Origin of the sequence: Protofrankia coriariae (assembly GCF_001017755.1) — a bacterium.
GTDB lineage: Bacteria > Actinomycetota > Actinomycetes > Frankiales > Frankiaceae > Protofrankia > Protofrankia coriariae.
Genome location: NZ_JWIO01000020.1, coordinates 46599 through 69425, shown reverse-complemented (window position 1 = coordinate 69425; position 22827 = coordinate 46599). Strand labels below are relative to the sequence as shown.

General features: G+C 71.0%; 19 protein-coding genes and 1 pseudogene. 4 read left to right on the top strand and 16 right to left on the bottom strand.

Going from position 1 to position 22827, the window contains the following annotated elements; translation table 11 throughout:
- The first annotated feature begins 339 nt into the window (after window positions 1-339).
- The 3 genes from FrCorBMG51_RS13830 (at window position 340) to FrCorBMG51_RS13820 (ending at window position 2909) form a co-directional block, all read left to right on the top strand.
- Window positions 340-972, top strand: a complete 633-nt coding sequence (locus FrCorBMG51_RS13830) for a C40 family peptidase (protein WP_052914659.1) — start codon at window positions 340-342, stop codon at window positions 970-972.
- A 644-nt stretch (window positions 973-1616) separates the two neighbouring features.
- Complete coding sequence (locus FrCorBMG51_RS13825; RefSeq protein ID WP_013873533.1) at window positions 1617-1985, top strand: WhiB family transcriptional regulator; 369 nt, start codon at window positions 1617-1619, stop codon at window positions 1983-1985.
- Between the two features lie 396 nt (window positions 1986-2381).
- On the top strand, window positions 2382-2909 hold the full coding sequence (locus tag FrCorBMG51_RS13820; protein ID WP_047223478.1) for a SixA phosphatase family protein: 528 nt from the start codon (window positions 2382-2384) through the stop codon (window positions 2907-2909).
- 304 nt (window positions 2910-3213) lie between these two features.
- Here FrCorBMG51_RS13820 and FrCorBMG51_RS13815 read toward each other — a convergent pair whose 3' ends face one another.
- The 8 genes from FrCorBMG51_RS13815 to FrCorBMG51_RS13785 all read right to left on the bottom strand — a co-directional run bounded on the left by FrCorBMG51_RS13815 (window position 3214) and on the right by FrCorBMG51_RS13785 (window position 12684).
- A complete protein-coding gene (locus FrCorBMG51_RS13815) occupies window positions 3214-3408 on the bottom strand; it encodes a hypothetical protein (protein WP_013873531.1) in 195 nt (64 codons plus the stop codon).
- A gap of 174 nt (window positions 3409-3582) precedes the next feature.
- Entirely contained in the window at window positions 3583-5103 is a 1521-nt protein-coding gene (locus FrCorBMG51_RS13810) for an alpha,alpha-trehalose-phosphate synthase (UDP-forming) (RefSeq protein ID WP_047223477.1), read from the bottom strand.
- Window positions 5104-5687: 584 nt separating this feature from the next.
- Window positions 5688-5951 (bottom strand): hypothetical protein, encoded by a 264-nt coding sequence (locus tag FrCorBMG51_RS13805; RefSeq protein WP_013873529.1) that lies wholly within the window; start codon window positions 5949-5951, stop codon window positions 5688-5690.
- A gap of 191 nt (window positions 5952-6142) precedes the next feature.
- Window positions 6143-7258 (bottom strand): hypothetical protein, encoded by a 1116-nt coding sequence (locus FrCorBMG51_RS13800; protein WP_139342330.1) that lies wholly within the window; start codon window positions 7256-7258, stop codon window positions 6143-6145.
- Window positions 7251-7403 carry a hypothetical protein gene (locus FrCorBMG51_RS28255; protein WP_162233216.1) on the bottom strand — a complete coding sequence of 51 codons (153 nt, stop codon included), beginning with the start codon at window positions 7401-7403 and terminating at the stop codon, window positions 7251-7253. Before FrCorBMG51_RS28255 ends, FrCorBMG51_RS13800 begins: the two co-directional genes overlap by 8 nt.
- Window positions 7400-9535: an FtsK/SpoIIIE domain-containing protein gene (locus FrCorBMG51_RS13795; RefSeq protein WP_338052751.1), complete on the bottom strand. Its 2136-nt coding sequence runs from the start codon at window positions 9533-9535 to the stop codon at window positions 7400-7402. The genes FrCorBMG51_RS28255 and FrCorBMG51_RS13795 overlap by 4 nt, the downstream gene beginning before the upstream one ends.
- Before the next feature lie 1308 nt (window positions 9536-10843).
- Window positions 10844-11680 carry an ABC transporter permease gene (locus FrCorBMG51_RS13790; RefSeq protein ID WP_047223476.1) on the bottom strand — a complete coding sequence of 279 codons (837 nt, stop codon included), beginning with the start codon at window positions 11678-11680 and terminating at the stop codon, window positions 10844-10846.
- Window positions 11677-12684, bottom strand: a complete 1008-nt coding sequence (locus tag FrCorBMG51_RS13785; protein WP_047223475.1) for an ATP-binding cassette domain-containing protein — start codon at window positions 12682-12684, stop codon at window positions 11677-11679. The genes FrCorBMG51_RS13790 and FrCorBMG51_RS13785 overlap by 4 nt, the downstream gene beginning before the upstream one ends.
- Window positions 12685-13123: 439 nt before the next feature.
- On the opposite strand from FrCorBMG51_RS13785, the gene FrCorBMG51_RS13780 reads away from it, so the two are divergent.
- On the top strand, window positions 13124-14227 hold the full coding sequence (locus FrCorBMG51_RS13780; protein ID WP_047223474.1) for a cation diffusion facilitator family transporter: 1104 nt from the start codon (window positions 13124-13126) through the stop codon (window positions 14225-14227).
- 46 nt (window positions 14228-14273) lie between these two features.
- Here FrCorBMG51_RS13780 and FrCorBMG51_RS13775 read toward each other — a convergent pair whose 3' ends face one another.
- The 8 genes and pseudogenes from FrCorBMG51_RS13775 to FrCorBMG51_RS13745 form a co-directional block, all read right to left on the bottom strand.
- Window positions 14274-14834, bottom strand: a complete 561-nt coding sequence (locus FrCorBMG51_RS13775; RefSeq protein ID WP_235433563.1) for a MerR family transcriptional regulator — start codon at window positions 14832-14834, stop codon at window positions 14274-14276.
- Window positions 14835-15268: 434 nt separating this feature from the next.
- Complete coding sequence (locus FrCorBMG51_RS13770) at window positions 15269-15754, bottom strand: bifunctional nuclease family protein (RefSeq protein ID WP_047223472.1); 486 nt, start codon at window positions 15752-15754, stop codon at window positions 15269-15271.
- A gap of 140 nt (window positions 15755-15894) precedes the next feature.
- Window positions 15895-16827 (bottom strand): transcriptional regulator FtsR, encoded by a 933-nt coding sequence (gene ftsR, locus FrCorBMG51_RS13765; RefSeq protein WP_476742162.1) that lies wholly within the window; start codon window positions 16825-16827, stop codon window positions 15895-15897.
- 34 nt (window positions 16828-16861) lie between these two features.
- Entirely contained in the window at window positions 16862-17413 is a 552-nt protein-coding gene (locus FrCorBMG51_RS13760) for an FHA domain-containing protein (RefSeq protein ID WP_047223471.1), read from the bottom strand.
- A 324-nt stretch (window positions 17414-17737) separates the two neighbouring features.
- Window positions 17738-18118, bottom strand: coding sequence for a glycine cleavage system protein GcvH (gene gcvH / locus FrCorBMG51_RS13755; RefSeq protein WP_047223470.1), 381 nt, complete (start codon window positions 18116-18118; stop codon window positions 17738-17740).
- A 196-nt stretch (window positions 18119-18314) separates the two neighbouring features.
- Entirely contained in the window at window positions 18315-20807 is a 2493-nt protein-coding gene (locus FrCorBMG51_RS13750) for a mannose-1-phosphate guanyltransferase (protein WP_047223494.1), read from the bottom strand.
- 132 nt (window positions 20808-20939) lie between these two features.
- Window positions 20940-21506 (bottom strand): annotated as a pseudogene (gene clsA, locus FrCorBMG51_RS29665) (cardiolipin synthase ClsA); the annotation flags it as partial.
- Between the two features lie 93 nt (window positions 21507-21599).
- The gene (locus FrCorBMG51_RS13745; protein ID WP_420848618.1) at window positions 21600-22682 is read right to left on the bottom strand and encodes a C40 family peptidase; all 1083 of its coding nucleotides are present in this window, start codon (window positions 22680-22682) and stop codon (window positions 21600-21602) included.
- Window positions 22683-22827 lie beyond the last annotated feature (145 nt).

Genomic DNA, 22827 nt, shown 5'->3' with positions numbered 1-22827 from the left:
GGCGGTGCGCCCGCCGCGACCGACGCGGCCCTGGGCGCCCTGACGACGGGGCAGGGATCCGCAACGACCTGGACGGACGGGCAGGAGTCCGCCAGCGGCAGGCAGAAGCCCAGCAGCACCAGGAAGAGGGCCACTGGCGACAGGCAGAGGTCCACCGGCAACCGGCGGGAGTCGTCCAACAGCAGAAAGGAATCCACGGGCGACAGGCAGGAATCGTCAGGTAACGAGTGGGAATCATCCGGTAACGAGTGGGAATCCTCCGACGGCGGATGGGAGTCCTCCGCTGGCAGGCAGGAGTTCCCCGGCAGGTCGTTGCGGCTGGGCAGCCAGGGCGACCCGGTGGCGCGGCTGCAGATCCGGCTTGGGATCTTCGCCGACGGGAGGTTCGGCCCGCGGACCGCACGCGGCGTCCGCACCTTCCAGTCCGGCGTCGGCCTGACCATCGACGCCGTGGTCGGCCCGCGGACCTGGGGTGCACTCTTCGGCGCGTCAGCCGCGCCGGCGGTGTCCGCCCCGGCCTCAGCCCAGCCGGTGCCAGCGCTGCTGACAACTCCGGCGGTGGCACAAACGGCGGTGGCGTCAACGGCGGCGCTGACAGTGGCTCCGGTCGGGGCGTCCACCTCGGTCGCGGCGGCGGCGTTCGCGGTCGCCCAACAGCAGATCGGCAAACCGTACCGCTACGGCGCCGCTGGGCCGAACGACTTCGACTGCTCTGGTCTGATCAAGTACGTGTACACCCAGGTCGGCGCCTCGGTCCCCCGTACCACCTACGACCAGTTCGCCGCGTTGCAACCGGTCAGCCGCGCCGACGCCCGGCCAGGAGACGTGATCTTCTTTCTCGACGCCGAGGGGGAGGCCTACCACGACGCCATCTACGCCGGAAACGGACAGATGATCGTTTCGCGTCGGCCCGGCACCAATGTCCAGTACCAGGAGATCTGGTCGGGCGACTATCGCATCGGACGGGTCTGAAGACCGGAGGACCTGTAGCTTCCAGCCGGACGGGAAGCATGATCGCATCACCTTGGGCGCTCTGACCGTAGACTCTGCGCCACGCGCTGCCGGCGATCATAGCTGTGATTCTGCTCACCCTTGCGATCGTCAGGAACACCGTCCCCGATTCCCCGGGGGCGGGCGGGGACCCGGGATGCCCGGTTTGGTAGCACCGGGCATCTACTACGAGTGGTAGTACATATACACAACGCTGCGATTTGACAACGGAACGCCGATCGACAGGGCCAGAACCGGGTGTGTTGGGCGCGCTGCGGACGCGAGCGTTCCGGAACCCTTGCTATCCCGTCGAGAGCCGTCTACGTTCCTCGGTTAACGAGACGAGACGGGTTCGTTTCCGACGAAGAGGGTGTCCAGGCGTGCGCAATTCATGCCGGACAACCCTGAGTCCGTCCCTCCCCGAGGTTGTGGTTCCGCGTGAGCAGAGGAGTCGATGTGCCTTCCAACACATCCACTCGTTGCCGCGCATTGTCATGTCCGCCGCAAGCGACGTCCCCAGGAGACATCATGCTGAGTCACCTGCGGCTGCTGCCCACAGGTAGCACTGCCGCCTACCACCATCGGCTCGGATTGTGCCCCGATAGAGGCAGAATCGGCGGAATCTCATGAGCGCCGGCGTACCGGTCCTGCCCGGACGAGACCTTCCGCCGCAGCCCTACGGTGCTGGCTGGCCCACCTACTGGCGGCAGGAAGCCGCCTGCCGGGACGGGGATCCCGACGCGTTCTTTCCGCCGGACGGACGTAACACCAAGGCCCGGGCCGCGGCGGAAACCCGGGCGCGGAAAGTATGTGCCGGCTGCTCCGTGCGGCGGGCCTGTCTCGCGACCGCCTTATTCCGCCAGGAGGAACACGGCGTGTGGGGTGGGCTTACCTCGGACGAACGCAATTCCGTGGTTCCCCGCGGCCGGCTCAGCGCGGACGAAGCCCTTGCCTTTGCCGACCGTCTGCTGCTTTCCACGTACGCAACCAGCTGATCCTTTCGGTTGGTTTTTAGCTCCACCGTAGGACATCTTTCATCACCTCGGGTGAGGCACCGCCGTCGATGTGAGCTGTCGATGTGAGCGGGTGCCTCGCCCGGCGCCATGGCCGGGGCACCGATGATCGGCAACGGTCGGCACGGCACCGGCAGGCGAGGCTTCCCTCGTCCGGGTGCGTGAGGCTTCCCATGCGGGTGAGATGCCGCCGGATGCGGCGGGCGCCCCGCGGCGGGCGTAGAAAAGAACCATTGACGCCCCGGTCCGAGATGGGCAGGCTGCGTGTCGTCGCCGTCCGAGGAGGAGTTGCGTGTCGCCTCGTCCCGCGCCCGGTCGCGGCGTCCGGGTGTCTGCCAATCTCCCTCCCTCCACGGGTCTCCCCCCACGGGCCGCGCGGTGAGGCCGCCGCGTCGCCTGTTGCTGCTGCGCCACGGCAAGTCCGACTGGGCCGACGGCAGCATGCCGGACGCCGATCGCCCGCTGTCGCCGCGCGGCCGGGCCTCCTGCCGGCTCATCGCCGAGCATCTGGCAGCCGACCAGCTCGCACCCGACCTGGTGCTGTGCTCCTCGGCCCGCCGGACCCGTGAAACCGTCGAGCAGATCGCCGGAGCGCTGCCGGCGGCCGTCCCGGTACTGACCGAGGATCGGCTCTACCTCGCCGACGTGTCGGACCTGCTCGACCGCCTCCGGGAGCTCGACGACGGCGTCCCCACCGTCCTGCTGGTCGGCCACAACCCGGGTATCCACGCTCTCGCCACCGGTCTGCTCCCGGTCGGCGAGCGCTCGCGCCTGCCCACCTTCCCCACCGCGGCGCTGGCCGTCGAGGACCTGGCGGTGGGCCGCTGGGCGGAGCTGGGGCCGAGTACGACGCGGCTGGTCTCGTTCGTCACCCCACGCTCGCTGGCTGGCTCCAGCAGCCACTGAAGCCCCTGGGGTCCCTGGGCCCCTGACCCGCTGGTGGCTGGCAGCTACCCCGGCCGGTCCTGGCCCGGTGCGGCCCGGCGCGGAACACGGATATGGCCGGATGGTGACGGCTGCCGCGGCAACGTACGAGGCCACGGCAACGACGAAGGACGGCACCTCGTGCCGCGCTGCGTGCCGCGGACAACGGCCTGTGCGCCGCGGGCGTCAACCGTCGTGCGTGGCGACGTGCCCTGCCCGGTCGGGCAGGGCGGTACTGATCATGTCTTTCGGGTATTTCCCGCAACCGCGGTACAGGAGGGGAGCGTCAGTACGCCTGTTCCATGATCTGGGAGGCGACAGCGGTGATCAGGCCGACGACCAGGGCCACGCCGGTCACGATCCACAGCGGTACCGAGTGCAGGACGAGAGCGAAGACACCGACCGTGAACGCCGCAATGATCAGAAAAACCGCGGTCCACGAACCCACGTTCGCCTTGTGATGACCGCTGGAACTCGCCACGTCCGCTCCTCAGCCCATCAACGATCAGCCAACCTGGGTGGTGGCTGCTGTCACCGCCCGAGACTACCGGTAAGCCACGGCAGAATCCTGCCGGTTACCCACAGTAAGACCAATAGGACCCAGGCCGTCTTCTGCTCAGGCCCCTGGTCAGATTGTCAAAGCTCGGGCAGGTCTTCAAAGGTAGCCGGCGAGCTGGGCGAGGTCGTCGAGCTGGTCGCTCAGCCAACGTCCCACGTCGTGCGTGCGTACCTGTTCGGCCGCCGCGGCCAGCCGCCGCTGCCGCTCCTCCAGCGGCATGGTCAGAGCCTCGTACAGGGCGTCCGCCATCTGCTGGACGTCGAAGGGATGCAGGGTGACCGCATATTCCCCCAGCTCCTCGTGGGCTCCGGCGTTCTCCGACAGGGCCAGCACGCCACCACGCCGGTTGACCACCGCGACCTCCTTGGTCACGAGGTTCATGCCGTCCGCCAGCGCGTTGACCAGGATCACGTCGCAGATCGAGTAGGCGGCCACCGCGAGCGGGAAATCCTCCGCCATCCGCAGGTCGATGGGCTGCCGGCCGTCCTTGGTGTGCCGGGCGTTGATCTCTGCCACCACCGCGCCGATCAGCGCGATGTAGTCGGCGTACTCGGGCACGTCGGTGCGGCTGGGCTGGAGCAGGGCGAGGAAGCTGACCTTGCCGACGAGCTCCGGATGCTGGTCGAGCAGTGCGCCGAAGGCCAGGAAGCCCCGCACGACGTTCTTGCTCGGGTCGGTGCGGTCCACCCGCAGGATCAGCTGCCGCTCCCCGTCCAGGAAGGTGTACCGCAGCATGGCGACGTGCCCGGCGACATCCTCGGTGCTCAGCGTCGCCTCCAGGGCGGCGGTGTCCACCGAGATCGGGTAGTAGCGGGCCCGCACGACCCGGTCGTCGACGAAGACCAGCAGGTTGTCCAGGTCGACGTCCAGGCCGAGCAGGTCCTGGGCGCACAGGACGAAGTGGCGGGCGTAGCGCCGGGTGTGGAAGCCGACGACGTCGCTGCCGAGCAGGCCGCGCAGCAGCCGTTCTCGGATACCGGCCGGCAGGATCCGCCACTCGTCCGGCCCCGGCCACGGGATATGGATGAAATGGGTGAGCACGACGTCCGGGCACAGCTCGCGGACCCGCTCGGCCACCAGGTAGAAGTGATAGTCCTGCAACAGGACCAGCGCCTTGCCGCCGCGGGCGCGAACCTCGTCGACGACCGCGTCCGCGTACACGCGGTTGACCGCCGCGTAGCCGTTCTCGAACGCGTCGTGCTCGACCAGGGTGATGACGGGTGACAGCGCCCGGCCGTAGAGCCCGTGCTGGACGAACCACAGGATCGGGTTCGACCAGACGCTGTAGAAGTCCGCGTAGGCGGCCGGGTCGGTGGTGACCAGCCGGACCCGGATCGAGGGGCCGTCGGGTTCGTCCTCGACGACGTGGGGGTATGGAGACGTCTGCACGAGGATCGAGCCGCCCTGCGCTTCGCTGGCGACAGCAGCGTCCTCCTCGGTGGACGCCCCGCACACCCAGACGGCGTCGTCAAGATGCTCGGCGAGGCCGGAGAGGGCTGACACCAGCCCGCCCGCCCCGCGGTTGACGGTGCGTCCGGACACGTCACGGTCGAAGCTCACCGGGCCGCGGTTGGACAGCAGCACCAGCGGCAGGTTCAGGATGGGGGTAGCCGGCACGGTGGTGGGGCCTCCTTAGTGATCCACGGCGGGGACCTCGGCAGTACGGAAAGATCGTTCCCGCGCCGCCCACGACCCTCTGGTCGCACATGGCAGTGGCACCGGATGGCCGTCAGACCGGTGAACGCCTACGCACTAACGTCCCCGCGGACCTCCGACCGCGCGATGAGAGCATGATCGCTTCACCCTCGGCCTCTCTGGATGATTCGGACTTTAGTGAGGCCCGCTAAAAGATGCATCGGGTTGCAGGGAACATGCGGACTTGCTACCCAGACCCGCACCTACGACACGCTGGCGACCGACAGCGGGCACCCGCTCACGGAGAATATACCCCTTGTCGGCATTCACGCGCAGCCGATCCAGATATGTCCGTTTGATCCCGACCGGGCCGCGACAGCCCGGGCCGGCCCGCGGCGGTCCTGCGGTGAGTACCGGCCGACGCGAACAGAGATCACCGACGGCTGCCCGCGGCACGTCCGGTGCACCTCCGGGGCGGTCGGCCGGCGGCTGCCCCGGACATGGCCGGCCCCTGGAGAACCGTCCGCGGCCCACACGGAAGAAGCCGGTCGGCCCGGACGAGCGATCTACAGGCTGTCGCTGTAGTCGCGGACCTCCTGCACCGCCGACCCGAGCGCCGCCAGCGAGTCCTGGATGCGCTCCCGGGTCTCCACCAGCGCGCTGGTCAACTGCTCCACGGCGCGGTGCGCGCTGCCGTCGGTCGCGGCCAGGACGATCGCCTGCGCTTCTTCGATCATGGTCAGCGCACCGTCCAACTGACCGGTGACCTCGTCGGTACGCCGGAACGCCTCACCAAGCTGGGACTTGACGTCGGCGATGGTGCTCGTCACGGAGGTCCTGCCCTTCTTCTGTCACGTCCGCTCTTGTATCCCACCTGTGGAGCCATGTCCCCGGAGGCCCCCCACGAGGCCTGCGCCCCCGAAAGCCCCTGCGGGGCTGCGCCCTCGAAGGCCCCTGCGGGCTTGTACCTCCGGGGACGTGCATGCCCCAGGGACAGCGCCCCGGACGGCCGGCGGCCGGGTCACTTCCGCTGCGGATGTCGCGGCGCGCCGACACCGAGCCCGAACCGCAGCGCCAGCACCAGCGCCACCAGCGAGGCGATCACGTCGGTCGGGTCCAGCGACGCCACCCGTATGGTCGCCAGCACCGCGGCACCGGCCGTACCGGCCCCGAGCAGCGCCGCACGGGCAACCTCCACCCGAGCCGCGTCGGTCGCCACCGCCACACCGACGGCGGTGAGCATGGCGGCACCGGTGAGGGACGGCAGCGCCGCAACCCCGAACAACACCCGCAACACGGTCACCCCACCAGCCACCAGCAGGCAACCCAGGCCGATGACGATCGCGGCCGAGGCCGACGAACCGGACCGGGTGACCGCCCGCAGCTCGGCTGCGTGCCCCATCGCGATCAGGCACAGCTCGTGGGCACGCCCCGGCGCCTCGGACGGCTCGAACGGAACCGCCGCACCGGCGGAGGCCGCCCTGACCACCTGTCTGGTACGTGCCCGCCGCTGCGGCGCGGCGCCGCCGGCCGTGCGCGCCCGGCCCGGCTCACCGCGGCGGTGCTGGGCCCGGGCGATCGGCCGGCCACCGGGCCCGTGCCCACGGCCAGGCCCGGTGACGACGGGTATGTCACGGTCGGACGTGCGGCCGGACCCATCGTGGCCGGCTACATCGTGGCCGGACATGTCATGGCCAGGTACGTCATGGTCGGACAGGTAACGATCAGAAAAATCGTGATCGGCTGCGGCGACGGCGGGCACGTCGTCGGCCCGCTCCACCGGAGGCGGCCGGAGCTGGTCAAGGCTGCTGATCCCGTGGTGCGCGAGCGGTTCGGCCACCGTCCGCCACACCTCGTCGACCTTGGCGCGGATCGCCTCCGCCGACTCCCGGTGCGCCTGCGCGAGCGCGACACGCCGCTGCCGGCCGGCGGACATCCGGTCCTCCACCTTGTTTCTGGCCTGGTTGAGTTCGGCGAGCAACGCCCGGTAGCGCACGGCCGCGATCAGCGGGTCGTCGAGGTCGGGATCACGCAGGGCGGGCTCCAGGACGGGCTTGTGGTGGAGGTCGACCCGGCGCCGCGGGTCGGCCTCCGGTACGGCGAGGAAGCCACCCGGCTGGTCGGGCACGTCAACCATGATCCTCGTTTCGTGGGTTGCGGGCGCGCCGGTCACCGGCCCGGTCGTTGCCCCGGTGGCCGGTGGCCGGCGGCACGGGAGGGGCGCCGGCGCCGTTGCCGTCGGCTCGTCCAGTGTCGTCGACGCGTCCAGCCGGCCCGGTCACCCCGGTAGCCTCCTCCACGACTCCTGATCGTGCCGCGGGTCACCCGCCACCGCCGCCGACGGCTCGGCCTGGGCCGGCAGCGGCGAGAACGGGACGATCGTGCGGGCCTCCGCATACCCGTTCCGGTCGAACAGAACCGCCCGGTTCGGGCCCGTCCCCGCGGTGACCGACCGGTTGCCCGCGAGACTGAACAGGTCGCTCGCAGGCACGCCGACCGCGACCCACGCCCCCACGTCGTCGCGGTGCATGGGGCCGAGGTCGTCGAGCAGCCGGCCCGGGCCGCGCCACCAGCCGAGCAGGTGCACCCGCTGGCCAGGGCCCCGACGGGTGACGAAACGCAGGTCGTCCAGGCCCGAACGGCGGGCGGGAGGCTCCTTGGCCTCCAGGACGGCCCGCCCGGCGTCGGCAGCGAACAGGACGAGCAGCCGCACCGGCCGGGCGAACCTCTCGTAGGACCGGTCGCCGGGCCAGGGGCCGCCGGCCGCGCCGGCCAGCGCGGTCTCCTCCCGGTCCCGTACCTCGTCGCTGACCTCCCGCAGCACCCGGCGCAGCGCCGCCGGCGGATGGACCCGGGCGGACTGCCCGACGGCACGAACCCGGCCGGCGAGCACCTCCGCCGCCTGCGTGGTCTCGGCGGTGACCGCGACGATGTCGACCCGTACGCCGCCCGGCGCGTCCTGGCCCGCGACGCTCACCACGGCCGCCTGCAGCACCCCGGTCGCCTCCCGGCGCAACGGGCCGAGCACCGCGAGGTTGCGTCCCGGCAGCGGGGACAGCCGCACTCCCACGGCAGCCGGATGCAGGTCGAGGGGGACCCCCACCAGGGCCAGCGGCTCGGCCGTCCCGGCGGCGTCCGCGCCGTCTCCGCTGTCGGCACCGCCGGTCGCGCCACTGCCGTCGGGGCTGCCCTCGAGGGCCGCGGCGTCGGCGGCGCCGGCACGCTCGGCGCGCTCCACCGGGACGGGCGTGCCCGCGAGCGACCGGTAGAGCTGGTTGTCGTCCAGGATCGCCGGTGCGTGGCCGACGAAGACCCGTGGCCCGGGTCGACCCGGCGCGCCGGGCGCCCCCGCCCCCGCCCCCGCGAGGCTCGCGCGCAGCGACGTGAGCACTGCCGGGGTGGGGTAGGCCACCCGGACGAATTCGTTGCCGGCCGGGTGGCCGTTACGCCGGTTGACGATGGCCTCCCCCACGCCCGCGAGCGCGCCCGCCGCCTCGTTGGTGGTCGACAGCAGCACCCGGGACTCCGAGATCGAGGTGCGCAGCGCGATCCGCAACGCGAACTGACCGAAGATCGAACCGCGCTTGCCGGCGGTGGCGTCCAGGGCGTCGATGCCCGACAGCGTCTGGCTGGCCAGCAGCAGGTGGATGCCGTAGGCGCGGCCCTGGCGGGCGAGCGCCTCCAGATGCGAGACCGCCTCCCGCGACACCGCGTCGAGCGGCGTGAGCATCACCTGGAACTCGTCGATCACCACCAGGATCCGCGGCCAGCCGGCGCCGCCCTGCGCGGCCCGCAGGCCGCGCAGGTCCCGGGCGCCGACGGCCCGCATGGCCAGGGCCCGGCGCTGCATCTGGGCGCGGACATGGCGCAGCACGGCGACGCCGAACTCCCGGTCGCTGTCCATCCCGACGGTGTCCGCGTGCGGCAGCACGAACGGGTCGTCGGCCCGGGGGGCGAACTGGGCGAACTCCAGGCCCTCCTTGAAGTCGAGCAGGTGGAAGCGCAGCTGCTCGGGGGCGTAGCGGGCGGCCAGCCCGTACACCACGTCGAGCAGCAGCGTCGACTTGCCCGAGCCGGCCTGCCCGCCCACAAGAGCGTGGACGGTGTCGTCGTCGAAGCGGAGCGTGACCGGACCGTCCGGCCCGAACGCCACCGGGACGCTCAGACCACCGGCCGCGTCGAAGCTCCACAACGTGTCGGGAAGCAGCGCCCGGGCGTCCGGGGGGCGGGTGGCCTCGACGGCCGTCGCGGCCGCGACGGACTCGGCGACCGCGGCCACCAGCTCGGGCGGCGGCGGGTCGTCCAGCTCGCATTCCAGCGGCCCGGCCAGCGAACAGCTCCAGACCGTCGGGGCGGCCGCGGAAACCCGGTCGCCGTCGGGCACGCCCCCGGCAGCGGTGAACAGACCGTCCACGGCGGGATCCTCGGCGGGCCCGGTCGCGCGCAGGGTCTCGGCGCCCGTCAGCGTCTCGTGCCCCCGGCGGCCGACGGCCGCACCNGGCGGCCGACGGCCGCACCGCCGTCCTCCACCAGCGCGATCACGTGCACGCCGCACGCGGGGCCCTGGGCGGCGACCGCCTCCAGCGCCCGCGCGGCGTCGTCGGCCAGCGACGGCCAGGCCAGCAGCACCAGCAGCCGCCACGGCTCGGCCCGGGGCAGGCCCGCGGCCTCCCGTTCCCGCAGGGAGGCGAACCGGCCACCAAGCCGGTCGACGGTGATGCGCCCGACGTCCGCGGACAGCTCCCCCAGCGCGGTCTCCAGCCTGGTCCGGGTGGTCAGGGTAGGGCTGACCACGCCGGCGGCCCGCAGCGGGGCGAAGCCGGCGAGCCCGGCGCCGAGCTCGTAGGGGTCGTAGACGGTGACCCGGACCGATCCCGGCGGTGCCGCCGCGAGCACCCGGGTGAGCAGGGCCCGTACGACGCCGACGCCCTCGGCCCGGCGGTCCCGGTCCACCACGATCCGCAGGTTGCCGCCGTCGAGGAGACTGACGGCCAGCGGCACCTCGGCGGTCTGCCCGCCGGGCAGCAGAGGTGGGACGAGTACCCGGCCCACCCGCCACAGCCCCGGCCGGTAGGGACGCCCGGCCGCCGGCCGTGGTCGCGGACGGCCTGGCAGTTCCGGCAGCTCGGGCAGAGCGGTGGCGGCCTCGCTCCCCGGCGCGTGGCCGGCCGGTTGGGGTGGCGGCCACAGCGGTGACGACCAGGGCGCGCTGGCGAGGTCCGGCGCCTGTCCACGGGCGATCGCGGCGGCCATCCCGATCGCGGCCGGCAGCTGCTCGTCAGCAACGTCGGGGATGGCGTGCCAGACATCCGCGGAAGGCGCCCGCTGGCCGGCCCGGCCGCCGGATGCTGGCCCGTCCGCGCCGGGCCGTTCGACCTGGTCGGCCAGCGCGTCCAGTTGGTCGGCAAGGCTCAGCGCCTCGCCCAGGCATGTCTGAATACCGGTGACGAGTGTCCGGACCCGCCGAGTGCCCGACACCACGACCTCCCCGCGCTCACACCGATGCCACGACGGAGCACCAACCTAACGGCAAGATCCGGTCAGGGCGGGGTTTTCCCTGACTCCAACGGTGTCCGCGGATGTGACGCTACCGGACGAGGACATCCGTACATCGTGCCCGGGCCAGGTGGGGATGGTCCAGTACGGACGGCTGGGCATCCGCGGTGTCGGCCCAGCCGACCAGGCCGGTCGGGCCGGCGGCCGGGCCGGTGACGTTGGCGGGTCAGCCGCCGGTGGACCGCCGGTAGGCCCGGATACACCATGGCACGAAGACGACGAGCATCCCAACACACCACGCCAGCGACTGGAGCAGCGCGGAGGCCACCGGGCCGCCGAGGAACAGCGCCCGCGTCGCGTCGATCGTCACGGTGATCGGCTGATGCTCGGCGAAGGCCTGCAGCCAGCCCGGCATCGTGCTGACCGGGACGAACGCGGAGCTGGCGAAGGTCAGCGGGAAGACCCAGATGAACCCGGCCGACTGCGCCGCCTCCGCGTTGCGCACCGACAGCCCGATCACCGCCGACACCCAGGCGAACGCGTAGGAGAACAGCAGCATGAGGGCGAAGCCGACCAGCACCGCGGGCACGGTCGTGTCACCGAAGCGGAACCCGACCGCGATCCCGACCAGCAGCATGATCGCGACTACGAACACGTTGCGGAACAGGTCCGAGAGGGTCCGGCCGGCCAGCAGTGCGCCCCGCGACATCGGCAGCGAGCGGAACCGGTCGATCAGGCCACGCTGGCGGTCCTCGGCGAGCCCGACACCCGTCACCATGCTGCCGAAGATCGCCGTCTGGATGAAGATCCCGGGCATCAGGAAGTCCACGTAGTCCACCCCGGGCCCGACGTTGATCGCGCCACCGAACACGTAGACGAACAGCAGCACGAACATCACCGGCTGGATCGTGGAGAACACCAGCAGCTCGGGCACCCGCCAGGTCTGGATCAGGTTGCGCCGGCAGACGACCCAGGCGTCCAGCAGCGACCAGACAAACCGGCTGCGGCCCTCGACCGGCCGGACCACGACGGCGGCGGCGCTGCCGCTGATGATGGTGCTCATGTCGTCACCAGCTCCTCGGTGGTGGTGCTCTCGTGCGGGCTCGTGGCCGTGCCCTCGTCGCGCGCGTGATGGCCGGTGAGTGCCAGGAAGACGTCGTCGAGGGTGGGCCGGTGCAGCGCGATGTCCTCGAGGGTCACGCCCACCTCGTCGACGCCGCGGACCATGTCCGGCAGCACGCCGGCACCGCGGTTCATCGGCGCGCTCAGCCGCCGACGGTCGGCGTCGACACTCACCTCGCCGGAGGCGAACCGTGCCAGCACGCCGCGCGCGGCGTCGACGTCCCCGCCCCGGGCGATCACGATGTCGAGACGGTCCCCGCCCACCTGCGACTTCAGGTCGTCGGCGGTGCCCTCCGCGATGACCCGGCCACCGTCGATCACCGAGATGCGCCGGGCCAGCTGGTCGGCCTCCTCCAGGTACTGCGTCGTCAGCAGGACGGTGGTGCCGTCCCGGACGAGTTCCTCGATGACCTCCCACATCTGGATCCGGCTGCGCGGGTCGAGCCCGGTCGTCGGTTCGTCGAGGAAGAGCATGGGCGGCGCGAGGATCAGGCTGGCGGCCAGGTCGAGCCGCCGGCGCATACCACCGGAATAGGTGCCGGCCTGTCGGCGGGCGGCGTCGGTGAGGTCGAAACGTTCCAGCAGGGTTTCGGCACGGGCCCGCGCCGAAACAACCGACAGCCGGTAGAGCCGGCCGAACATCTCCAGGTTCTCCTGGCCGGTGAGCCGTTCGTCGACGGCGGCGTACTGACCGGTGAGCCCGATTCGGGACCGCAGTTCACCCGCGCGTCGGCTGACGTCAAGACCGAGAACCTCGGCATGTCCGGAATCGGCACGCAACAAGGTGGTGAGAATTTTCACAGCGGTCGTCTTGCCGGCGCCGTTCGGACCGAGGACCGCATGTACTGTCCCGGTCGCCACGCTGAGATCCAGACCGGCGAGCGCGACGCTCGTGCCGAAGCGCTTGTGCAGGTCGTGCGCGAGTACCGCGGGTTTGTCAGACACAGTTGGCGATCGTACGGCACGCCACCGACAGGTCCGGGAACGGCGAAGTGACCTGCCGCTACGCGTGTACGGCGGCTCTCCCGGCCTACCCCGACCACTCGACGATCATTCAGCCGGGCGGCCGGCCGGGGCCGGCGCGAGACAGCGCGGACCGTCGACGGCGACGGGAACGGCGGTGGCGCCGGCGGCCGTGCGCACCGCGGGCACCGCTGCCGCCCGGGCATGTCACGGGCGGGAAGCCGTCCCGGCTGTGACATCCGGAGAAATCGCCCGCCCGGATGTGGGAAACGGACGGCGGGAAAACAGCGCCGCTTCCCGGAACACTGAATCCGATATCGACAGCCATTTTCAGCGCAAATGACGGGACCGGTTGAAGGAAGTAACGTTGAAAGTGGGGGCGGCCACGGCAGGACAGCGGCAGGCCAGGAAAGGAAGACCGGTGGCGGAGAATACCGGAACAGCGCACGGCCATGGCCGCGGCAGCGGCCGGCACACCGGCCACGGACACGACACTGGTCACAACACCGGCCACGGACACCGTGCCAGCCACTGGCGCGACACCGGTCACGGGCAGCACGCCGGTCACGGGCACGACGTCGCCGCGGACGCGGACCGACGCTGGCTGATGATCGCCCTCGGCGTCATCCTCGCCTACCTTGTCGTGGAGGTCGTCGTCGGCCTGCTCGCGCACTCCCTGGCGCTGCTGTCGGACGCGGCCCACATGCTCACCGACGCAGCGGCGATCATGCTGGCACTGGTGGCTCTGCGGGTCGCGGCACGGCCGGCCGGCGGCGCCTACACGTTCGGCCTGCGCCGGGTGGAGATCCTCTCCGCCCAGGTCAACGGGCTCACCCTGCTCCTGCTGGCCGGCTGGCTCACCGTCGAGGCGATCCGCCGGCTGTTCACCCCGGGTGATGTGGCCGGTGGGCCCGTGCTGGCCGTCGCGCTCGTCGGGGTAGCCGTCAACCTCGCCGCGGCCTGGGCGATGAGCCGGGCCAACCGGACGAGCCTGAACATCGACGGCGCCTTCCAGCACGTTCTCAGCGATCTCTACGCGTTCGTCGCCACCGCCGCCGCGGGCATGGTCGTTCTCGCCACCGGCTGGAAGCGCGCGGACACGATCGCCTCGCTGACCGTCGTCGTCCTCATGGTCAAAGCCGGTGCCGGCCTGCTGTACGCGTCCGGCCGGATCTTCCTCGAGGCTGCTCCCGACGGGGTCGACCCGGACGGCATCGGTGCCGCGATGGCCCGCCGGCCCGGTGTCAGCGAGGTCCACGACCTGCATATCTGGCAGATCACCTCCGGTGAGCCGGCGTTGTCCGCGCACGTGCTGGTGCAGCCTGACGCGGACTGCCACGCTGTTCGGGTCGGGATGCACGCCTGGCTGCGGGAGGACCATCACATCGACCACATCACCTTGCAGGTCGACCATCTGCCCACCGCGGCGCACCCCACGGCCGGGCGGCCTGACGACCCGCACTGTGCCGCGCCGCACGGCACCACGCACTACGCCGCGCGCCGCGCCGCCGCGAACCCACGCTGACCGCTGCGGATCATCATCGATGGCCGGCCGGCTGGCCGCGGGGCCGTCAGGCCGAGCTGCGCCGGCTGCGCCGGCTGGCCAGTTCGTCCCCGGGATGACCGACCGCTGTCGGCCCGGTGTGCCCGCGCTCGGGGCGTTCCGTCGGAAGCTGGGACAGCTGCCCGCGCATGTCCTGGACGGCCCGGCCGACCGCGATCGCGAAAACCCCCTGGCCGCCCTGGACGAGGTCGATGACCTGGTCGTCGGAGGTGCACTCGTACACGGTCGACCCGTCGCTGACCAGCGTGACCTGCGCCAGGTCCTCGATCCCGCGCAGGCGCAGGCAGTCGGCGGCGGCGCGGATGTTCTGCAGCGAGACCCCGGCCTCCAGCAGCTTGCGCACGACACGTAGGACCAGCACGTCCCGGAAGGAGTACAGCCGCTGGCTGCCCGACCCGGTGGCGCCGCGCACGCTCGGCACGACCAGGCCGGTACGGGCCCAGTAGTCGAGCTGCCGGTAGGTGATGCCCGCGGCCGCACACGCGGTAGGCCCCCGGTAACCGACATCGTCACCGGGCGGCAACGGAAGATCGTCCGGGAAGAGCTGCCCCTGTCCGATCATCGCCATCCGATCATCGCTGTCGTCGTCCCGTCCGCCAGCCAGTCACCCGGACTCGCTCAGCCGCCTCGACTCGACGGTAAGAGCCTCGGGCGATCCCATCAATGATCGTGATTGGCGTGTCTCGTGACAGACCCACAATGTTCCCAGATCAAGCCTTTGTGAGGATACAACCGCGCACGGCCACAGTGGTCAGCGAACCGTACGAATCGGCCGGGAAGCCTTTCGGCGGCCCGAGAACCAGGCGGCTGACAGGGCGTCCTGACGCGCCCGCAGGCTCCTGGAACCTGACGACGGTCGACCCCGGACCGCCTGCCAGGCACGCTCGTACGGCCGACACACTGACGGCGCTCCCGTCCACGTCATGGTCTATACGGAAAGTCCCAGCATGTGACCTTCTGTACGGCCCGTCGGCCGGCGCGTCACAAGCTCGGACCCTGCCTTCAGGAGCCTGGCGTGTTGAAGTCCTCCGGTGAGATCGTGTCGAGGAACTCCCGGAACTTCTCCAGCTCGTTCTCCTGCTCCTGTTCCTGTTCCTCCGGCACGGTGATCCCGGCCTCGGCGAGCACGGACTCCTCGCCGTAGACCGGCGCCCCCATCCGCATCGCCAGTGCGATGGCGTCCGACGGCCGGGCCGAGACCTCGACCCCGTTGCCGAACACGAGTGTGGCGAAGAACACACCGTCCTGCAGATCGTTGATGGTCACCCTGGTGAGCTCGGTCCGCAGGGCACGCAACACGTCACGCATCAGATCGTGCGTCATCGGGCGGGCGGTCGTGATGCCCTCCTGTGCGAAGGCTATGGCCGTCGCCTCCACCGCGCCGATCCAGATAGGCAGGTAACGCTCACCGCCGACCTCCTTCAACAGGACGATCGGCTGCTTCGACGGAAGCTCGACACGAACGCCGACGATGTCCAGCCGATGCACCGATCTACCTCCTCGCGCAGGTGGGCAGGACGGGATGATCCGACCGGAAACTGTAAACCGCCACCGGCTGACACTATCCCGGTCTCCGGACTTCGTCAGCGGCCCGACGCCTCCGACAAGATCTCCTACAAGATCCCCGATCAGATCCCCGACAGGGTCGGTCGCTGTCCGGACCTGCCACCCCAGTCAACAATAGGTGCCCGTACCTGGGCCGGCCCACGCAACCGACAGACGCCGCATCCCCGACCGGCGGTGTCACGTGCCGGCCCGGGGCGCCGCCGGGGACGTGACGTGCCCGGCCCGGAGCGCAGCCGGGAGCGCAGCAAGGCCGCGTGCAGCCGCACGAGCAGCCCGGCGATCTCGTCCAGCGCCTCCTCTGCCCGCCCGCCGCTGAACGGGTCACGCTGCGCCCGCAGCGGTACCGTCACCTGCTCGACCAGCCCGGCCTCCCGGTCGGCGGCCACCCGCGACGGGCGCAGATGCCGAGGCTGGATGCCAAAGCCGCTCAGCGCGGCGAACGTCCGCGCGACAGCCAGCGCGTCCCCGTCGAAGTAGCTGCCCCCGGGACGGGGCGCGACCAGCCCGTACTGCTCGAGTTCGGTGAGTTCCTGCTCGCTGACACCGGCCGCGGCGAGCAGCTCCCGTCGTGACATCCGCACCTGCTCGCCGTTGTCGAGCAGGGCGTCGAGGGGGCTGGGTGACGGCGGCGCCACCGCACGTGGGCCGGGACGCTCCCGGGGGAGCAGCCCGCGGTCCAGCGAATCCAGCTCCTGCTTGATCACTCTCAGCGGCAGGAAACGCTCGCGCTGCGCCCCGAGGACGTAGCGCAGCCGGGCGACGTCGTCGGCGGAGTACTTACGGTAGTTCGCGCTCGTGCGAGCGGGGGTGACGAGCCCCTCCGCCTCCAGATAACGGATCTTGGACAGGGTCACGTCCGGGTAGTCCAGCCGCAGCTGGTCGAGGACCTCACCGATGGTGAGGGTCTTCGCGCTGGAGGCATCCGCCTGGCCCCGCGGCGTCCGCGCAGGCGCGGGCGCGGGCGCGGAACGGGCCGTGGCGCGGCCGGCGCTCATCGACGCGACCCTCGACTCACCGCGAACCGCCTGCTCACTGCGGGCCCCCGCCACCCGTCAACGGCACCGGCCCGGTCAGGAACACCAGCCGGAACTTGCCGATCTGCACCTCGTCGCCGCTGGAGAGCTCGGCGGAGTCGATCCGCTCACGATTGAGATAGGTGCCGTTGAGGCTGCCGACATCGCGTACCGCAAAGCCCTTGGTGTACGGCGAGCGGTGGAACTCGGCGTGGCGGCGTGAGACGGTCACGTCGTCGAGGAAGATGTCGCTTTCCGGATGGCGGCCGGCGGTGGTCAGATCGGCGTCCAGCAGGAAGCGGCTGCCCGCGTTGGGGCCGCGTTTGACGACGAGCAGACCGGAGCCGGGTGGCAGCGCGTCGACCGCGGCGACCGCGTCCCGCTCGCTCGACTCGTCGACGTGGTCACCCTCGACGCCCGACAGGGCGGCGGCGAGGTTGAGCGTGGAGGTCTGTTCGGCAGGCCGCTCCGGCGCGATGGGCTCACCTGGACGTACCAGCGGTGACCCGCACCGTGCACAGTACAGGGCATCGGTCGGGTTCTGCTGTCCGCACCTCGTGCAGAACACGGTCGCGTCTGCTTCCTGCCGGACCGCCGCGGACGCGGTTGGCCGGCCACTCGGGCCACCTCGCCTGGGGGTGGCGAAAACGTTCGTTGCCTCCTCAGAGCCACGCCCGTCCCCTCGTCCGGTAACGGCTCCGAGACCGGAACAGGCAACACCGACCGTGAGATCGCGGCCTCGTATCGCCTTCCCGGCGCACAACGAGGCTAGTGCATCAGGCCCACTGCCGCGAAAAGGGGAGCGGGAGAGCTATTCCGGCGTGGCGTCCGTAGCGTCAACGCGAACGACTGACGGCATTCCGTAGATGTTCCGTGGATGCTCCGTAGACCTTTACTGTGCTTTCACATGCTGGACGTACGCAGCGGCGTCCAGCAGTGACACGGTCGCGGACGTGTCGTCGACAGCCAGCTCGACCAGCCAGCCCTCCCCATAGGGATCGGAGTTGACCAGCTCGGGGGTGCTGTCGAGCACCTCGTTACGGGCGATCACCTCCCCTGAGACCGGAGCGTAGACATCGGAGACGCTCTTGGTCGACTCCACCTCTCCGAACGGCTGGCCGGCCTCCACCCGTTCCCCTACCGCTGGCAATGTCACAAAAACGATGTCGCCGAGAGCCTCCTGGGCGTAGGAGGTGATACCCACCCGCACGGTGGCCTCGTTCGCCCGGACCCACTCGTGCTCCCTGGTGTACTTCAGGTCCTCCGGGTACACGCGGGACTGCCTCCGATACTCCTCAAGGCCGCCGGCGACACGCGACGAACGCCCGTATCACCGATCAGCTCCAGACACTGCTGGACACCATGGCCGGCCAGCTACCCGGCGGGCCGAGCGTAGCGGGGCATCGCAAGCCGTCGCAATGCGGCACCGCGACACACCCACCTACATCCGGCACATCCCCGCGGAACAACTACGAAGATTCCCCCACCACGCCGCTCCAGCGCTGGAGGAGCTGGTCGGCGTCGGTGGTGGCGCTTCCCTCGGCCCACAGGTGGGTGACGGCTTCGGCCGGGTCGGGCAGCACCAGCACCCAGGAGCCGTCCGGCCGTATCACCCGGACACCGTCGGTGGTGTCGATCGTGCATCCCCCGTCGGGGTCGACCGATTCCACGATCCGGCGCATCACCGTCCCCTTGGTTGCCCACGGTGTCGCCACGGAACGGCGCAGGACGGAGACCGGTGGAATACGCGCGTCGATGGCGCTGAGGGTCAGCCTGGTCCGGGCGACCAGGGCGGCCAGCCTGACAAACGCGGCCAGGCCGTCGATCGCGGAGGCGAACTCGGGGACGACGAAGCCCCCGCGGCCGTCCGCGGCGAAGACGACGCCCGGGTCGGCCGCGGCCCGGGTCAGGTCTGCGGCGGACAGCGACGTCCGTCGCACCGTCAGCCCGTGGAAGCGGGTCACCTGGTCGGCGACCCGCGTGGTCGTCACCGGCAGCACGACCTCGGCCCCGCGGTTCTCGGCGGCGACCAGGTCGAGGAAGACCAGCAGCGCGCGCTCGTCATCGATCGGGTCACCCCGCTCGTCCACGATCGTGATCCGTTCGCCGATGTGGTCGAAGCGGACCCCGAACGCGGCCCGGGAGCTGGCCACCAGCTCGCCGAGCCGGTCCAGCGCGTGCCGGTGACGGGCATCGGGCGGATGGGTCTGGACGGTCTGGTCCAGCCGGCCGTTGACGGTGAGCGCGTCCACCCCGAGATGTCCCAGCAAGGTGGGCAGGACCAGCGCCGCCGTTCCCCCCGCCGCGTCGATCACGATCTTCAGGCCGGCCTCGGCCAGGCCGGAGGTGTCCACCCGGTCGAGCAGGTCCCGGGCGTAGCTGCCGGCGGTGCGGGCCGGGAAACGCAGCTCCCCGATCTCGTCGGGGAAGGCCCGCCGGAACTCCTGGCGGTTGACGACCCGGTCGAGCGTGCGCTGGACGGCGGGGGAAAGGTCGCTCCCCTCGGCGTCCAGGAAGATGATGTCGACGCGTTCGGCGTCCCCCGCGGTCGCGCGGATGACGACGCCGCCGGCCGCGTCGGAGGAACGGACGTCGAAGCGGACCAGCGGCATCGGCGCGACCTCCAGGTCCCGCACGTCGATCGCGCTGGCGGTCAGCGCGCTGGTCACCGCGCGTTTGAGCGCCCGGGCGGCCCGGGAGGTGTCCCGGGCGGTGGTCACCGTCGAGCCCTTGCGCAGGGTCGTGGCGTACGCGCTGCCGAGCCGGACCACCAGCTCCGGTGTGATCTCGACGTTGACCAGCCCCGACACCCCGCGGGGGCCGAACAGCGAACGCTGCCCCCGGGACTCCCAGATCACGCTGGTGTTGACGACCGCCCCGGCCTCGATCGTCTTGAACGGGTAGATCTTGACGTCGTGGGAGACGAACGCCTCCTCCTCGATCACGCACTCGTCCCCGATGACCGCGCCCTCCTCGACCCGCGCGGCCCGCAGCACGTCGGTGCTCTTGCCGATCACACAGCCGCGCAGGTGCGTCCGCGGCCCGATCTGGGCGTTGTCCTGGACCACCGCCCGGTGCAGGAAGGCACCGGACTTGACCATGACGTTGCTGCCGACAACGGTGAACTCACGCAGTTCGGCGCCGGCCTCGACCTTGGTGTAGTCGCCGACGACCAGCGGTCCGGCGAGCAGCGCGTCGGGGTGGACGTCGGCGTCCCGGCCGATCCACACCCCCGGCGAGACCTCGAACCCGCCGATGTCCACGTCGACCTTGCCGTCGAGCACGTCGGCCTGGACCCGCAGGAAGCTGTCGAGGGTACCGACGTCCTCCCAGTAGCCGGCGACGACGTGGCCGAACAGCGGTGCCCCGGCGGCGACGAGCTTCGGGAACACCTCACCGGACCAGTCCACCCGCTCGCCGGGGGGAACGTGGTCGAGAACCTCCGGCTCCATGACGTAGATGCCGGTGTTGACCGTGTCGGAGAACACCTGCCCCCAGGTCGGCTTCTCCAGGAAGCGGGCGATCCGGCCGTCGTCGGAGGTGATGACGATCCCGAACTCCAGCGGGTTCGGGACGGACTTGAGCGCGACGGTGACCAGCGCCCCGCTCTTGCGGTGGTGAGCCATCAGGGCGGTCAGGTCGATGTCGGTGAGCGCGTCCCCGCTGATCACCAGGAAGGGGTCGTGACGCAGCGCGTCCTGCGCGTTCTTGACGCTGCCAGCGGTCCCCAGCGGCGTGGTCTCGGTGGCGTACGACAGGCGCATCCCCAGCTCGTCGCCGTCACCGAAGTAGGCGCGGACGTGGGCGGCGAGGAACTGCAGGGTGACCACGGTCTCGTCGACCCCGTGCCGTCGCAGCAGCCGCAGCACATGCTCCATGATCGGCCGGTTGACGACGGGGAGCAGCGGTTTGGGCTGGTTGGCCGTTATCGGGCGCAGCCGGGTCCCCTCCCCGCCCGCCATGACGACGGCTCTCACCGGCCCACCTCCGCGTCCAGCCGACCGGCTTCCTCCGGCTGCCCCGGATCCCCGCGCGGGCGCAGCGGCGGCCGTGGGCCGCGGGNGCGGCGGCCGTGGGCCGCGGGCCGCCCGGACGAGCCGGCGCAACTGCACGCCGTAGAGGATCCCCGACCACCAGTACAGGGCCACGCCCCAGACGGCGAACGCCCAGCCGAACGGGCGGGATGCGGTGGCCAGCCAGCCGTCCCCGGCCGAGAGCAGCAGCAGCGGGAAGGCGTAGAGGAGGTTGAAGGTCGCGGCCTTGCCCAGGTAGTGCACGGGCAGCGCCGGACCGTACCCCAGCCGCCGCAGCACCGGTGGTATGGCGACCGCGATCAGGACGTCCCGGCCGACGAGCAGCGCCGCGAACCACCAGGGGACGATGTCACGCAGCGTAAGAGCAATGATCGTCGCGAAGATGTAGAGACGGTCGGCGAGCGGGTCGAGCAGGGTGCCCAGCCGACTGGTCTGCCCGAGTGCCCGGGCGAGCTTGCCGTCGAGGTAGTCGCTGACACCGGCAAAGGCGAGAACGCCGAGCGCCGCCCCGTCGGCGTGGGGTCCCAGCGCCAGCCACAGGAAGACGGGGACCCCGACCAGCCGCAGGGCGGAGAGCAGGTTCGGGATCGTGAGCACCCGGTCGGAGGGGGCTGCCGTAGCGGTCACGCTCGGCACCTCCTCTCCTGTAGGACAGCAGGGCGGTGACGCCGCCCACCGCACAGGGAGAAGGTTAGACGACGGGCGGCTGCCAGCCGTGCTCTACAGGAAACGTCCCACCCAGTAGGTGCTGGTGTAGATGGGCTGGAGATTGATCGTCCGCCCGGTCTGGGGAGCGGCCCACATGTAGCCGTTGCCCGCGTAGATGCCCATGTGCGTGATGTTGTCCGGCGAGCCGAAGAAGATCAGGTCGCCGGGCTGCTTGGCCGCCTTGGGGATGCGGATGGAGGCGTCGAACTGCTGCTGCGCCGTCCGGGGGAGATATCGGCCGAGCTGCTTGAACACGTACTGCGAGTACCCGGAGCAGTCGAAGGCGTTGGGGCCGGCCGCGCCGTAGACGTAGGGCTTGCCCTTCTGCAGCGAGGCGAGGTAGACGATCTTCTGGCCGATGGAGCTGCCCGGGATGACCGTGGGGGTCGTCGTCGACCTGCCGGTGGTCGAACCGGCGGCCGAACTGGAGGTCGTGGGGCTGCGCACCGTGACGGTGGTCGCGCTGGCCAGTGACGGGCGCAGGGCGTTGGTGCCGTCGAACACCGCGGTCAGCGTCGTGGTGGACAGCAGCCGCGTGCTGATCTTCGCGGTTCCGCTGGCGTCGGTCTGTAGCTGGGCGGTGGTGGTCCACTGCGGCCCGTTCGCCACCGCGATCCGGATCCGCTGGTTGCTGACGGGTTGGTTGGTGCCGATCTGGGTGGCGCGGACGGTGAAGACGACGGGGGCGTCCGGTGCGATGGCCGTACGGTCCGGGACGATCGACACCTCGGTGAGGGTCGGATCCGGGTCGCCGATCCGGCTGGCCAGCCCGACGGCGGACGCGGCCAGGGTACTTGCGCGCGACCCGCCGCCGATCACCGAGGCGGCGGCGGTGTCGGTGGTGGCGGCGGGCTCCAACGAGGCGTTGCCACCCGGGCCCGGCATCGTCGCGGCAAAGCCCGCGGTCGACGCGGCCAGGGTCCCGGTCGTGACCGCGGCGATGGTGGCGACCCGGCGGGACTGTGGGCTCAGCCAGATCCGGCGGTACAGGGATTCGTGATCGGCCTCGTCCACCGATGCCTGATCACGATGGCGACCGCGACCAGCGGATTCCCCGCTCGCGGGGAAGCGGATCACGCCACGTGGGAGCAACACGTGTTCCTTCCCGTACGCCCGCAAGGCACCGCGATCCCTGACTTTCGAACCATGACGTGGACATGGTTCGGCGACGATTCGGGGGCAAATCGTCAGGATCGGGGGCCTCACTCCTACCTTTGACTACTCGGAGGGGACATCGGAT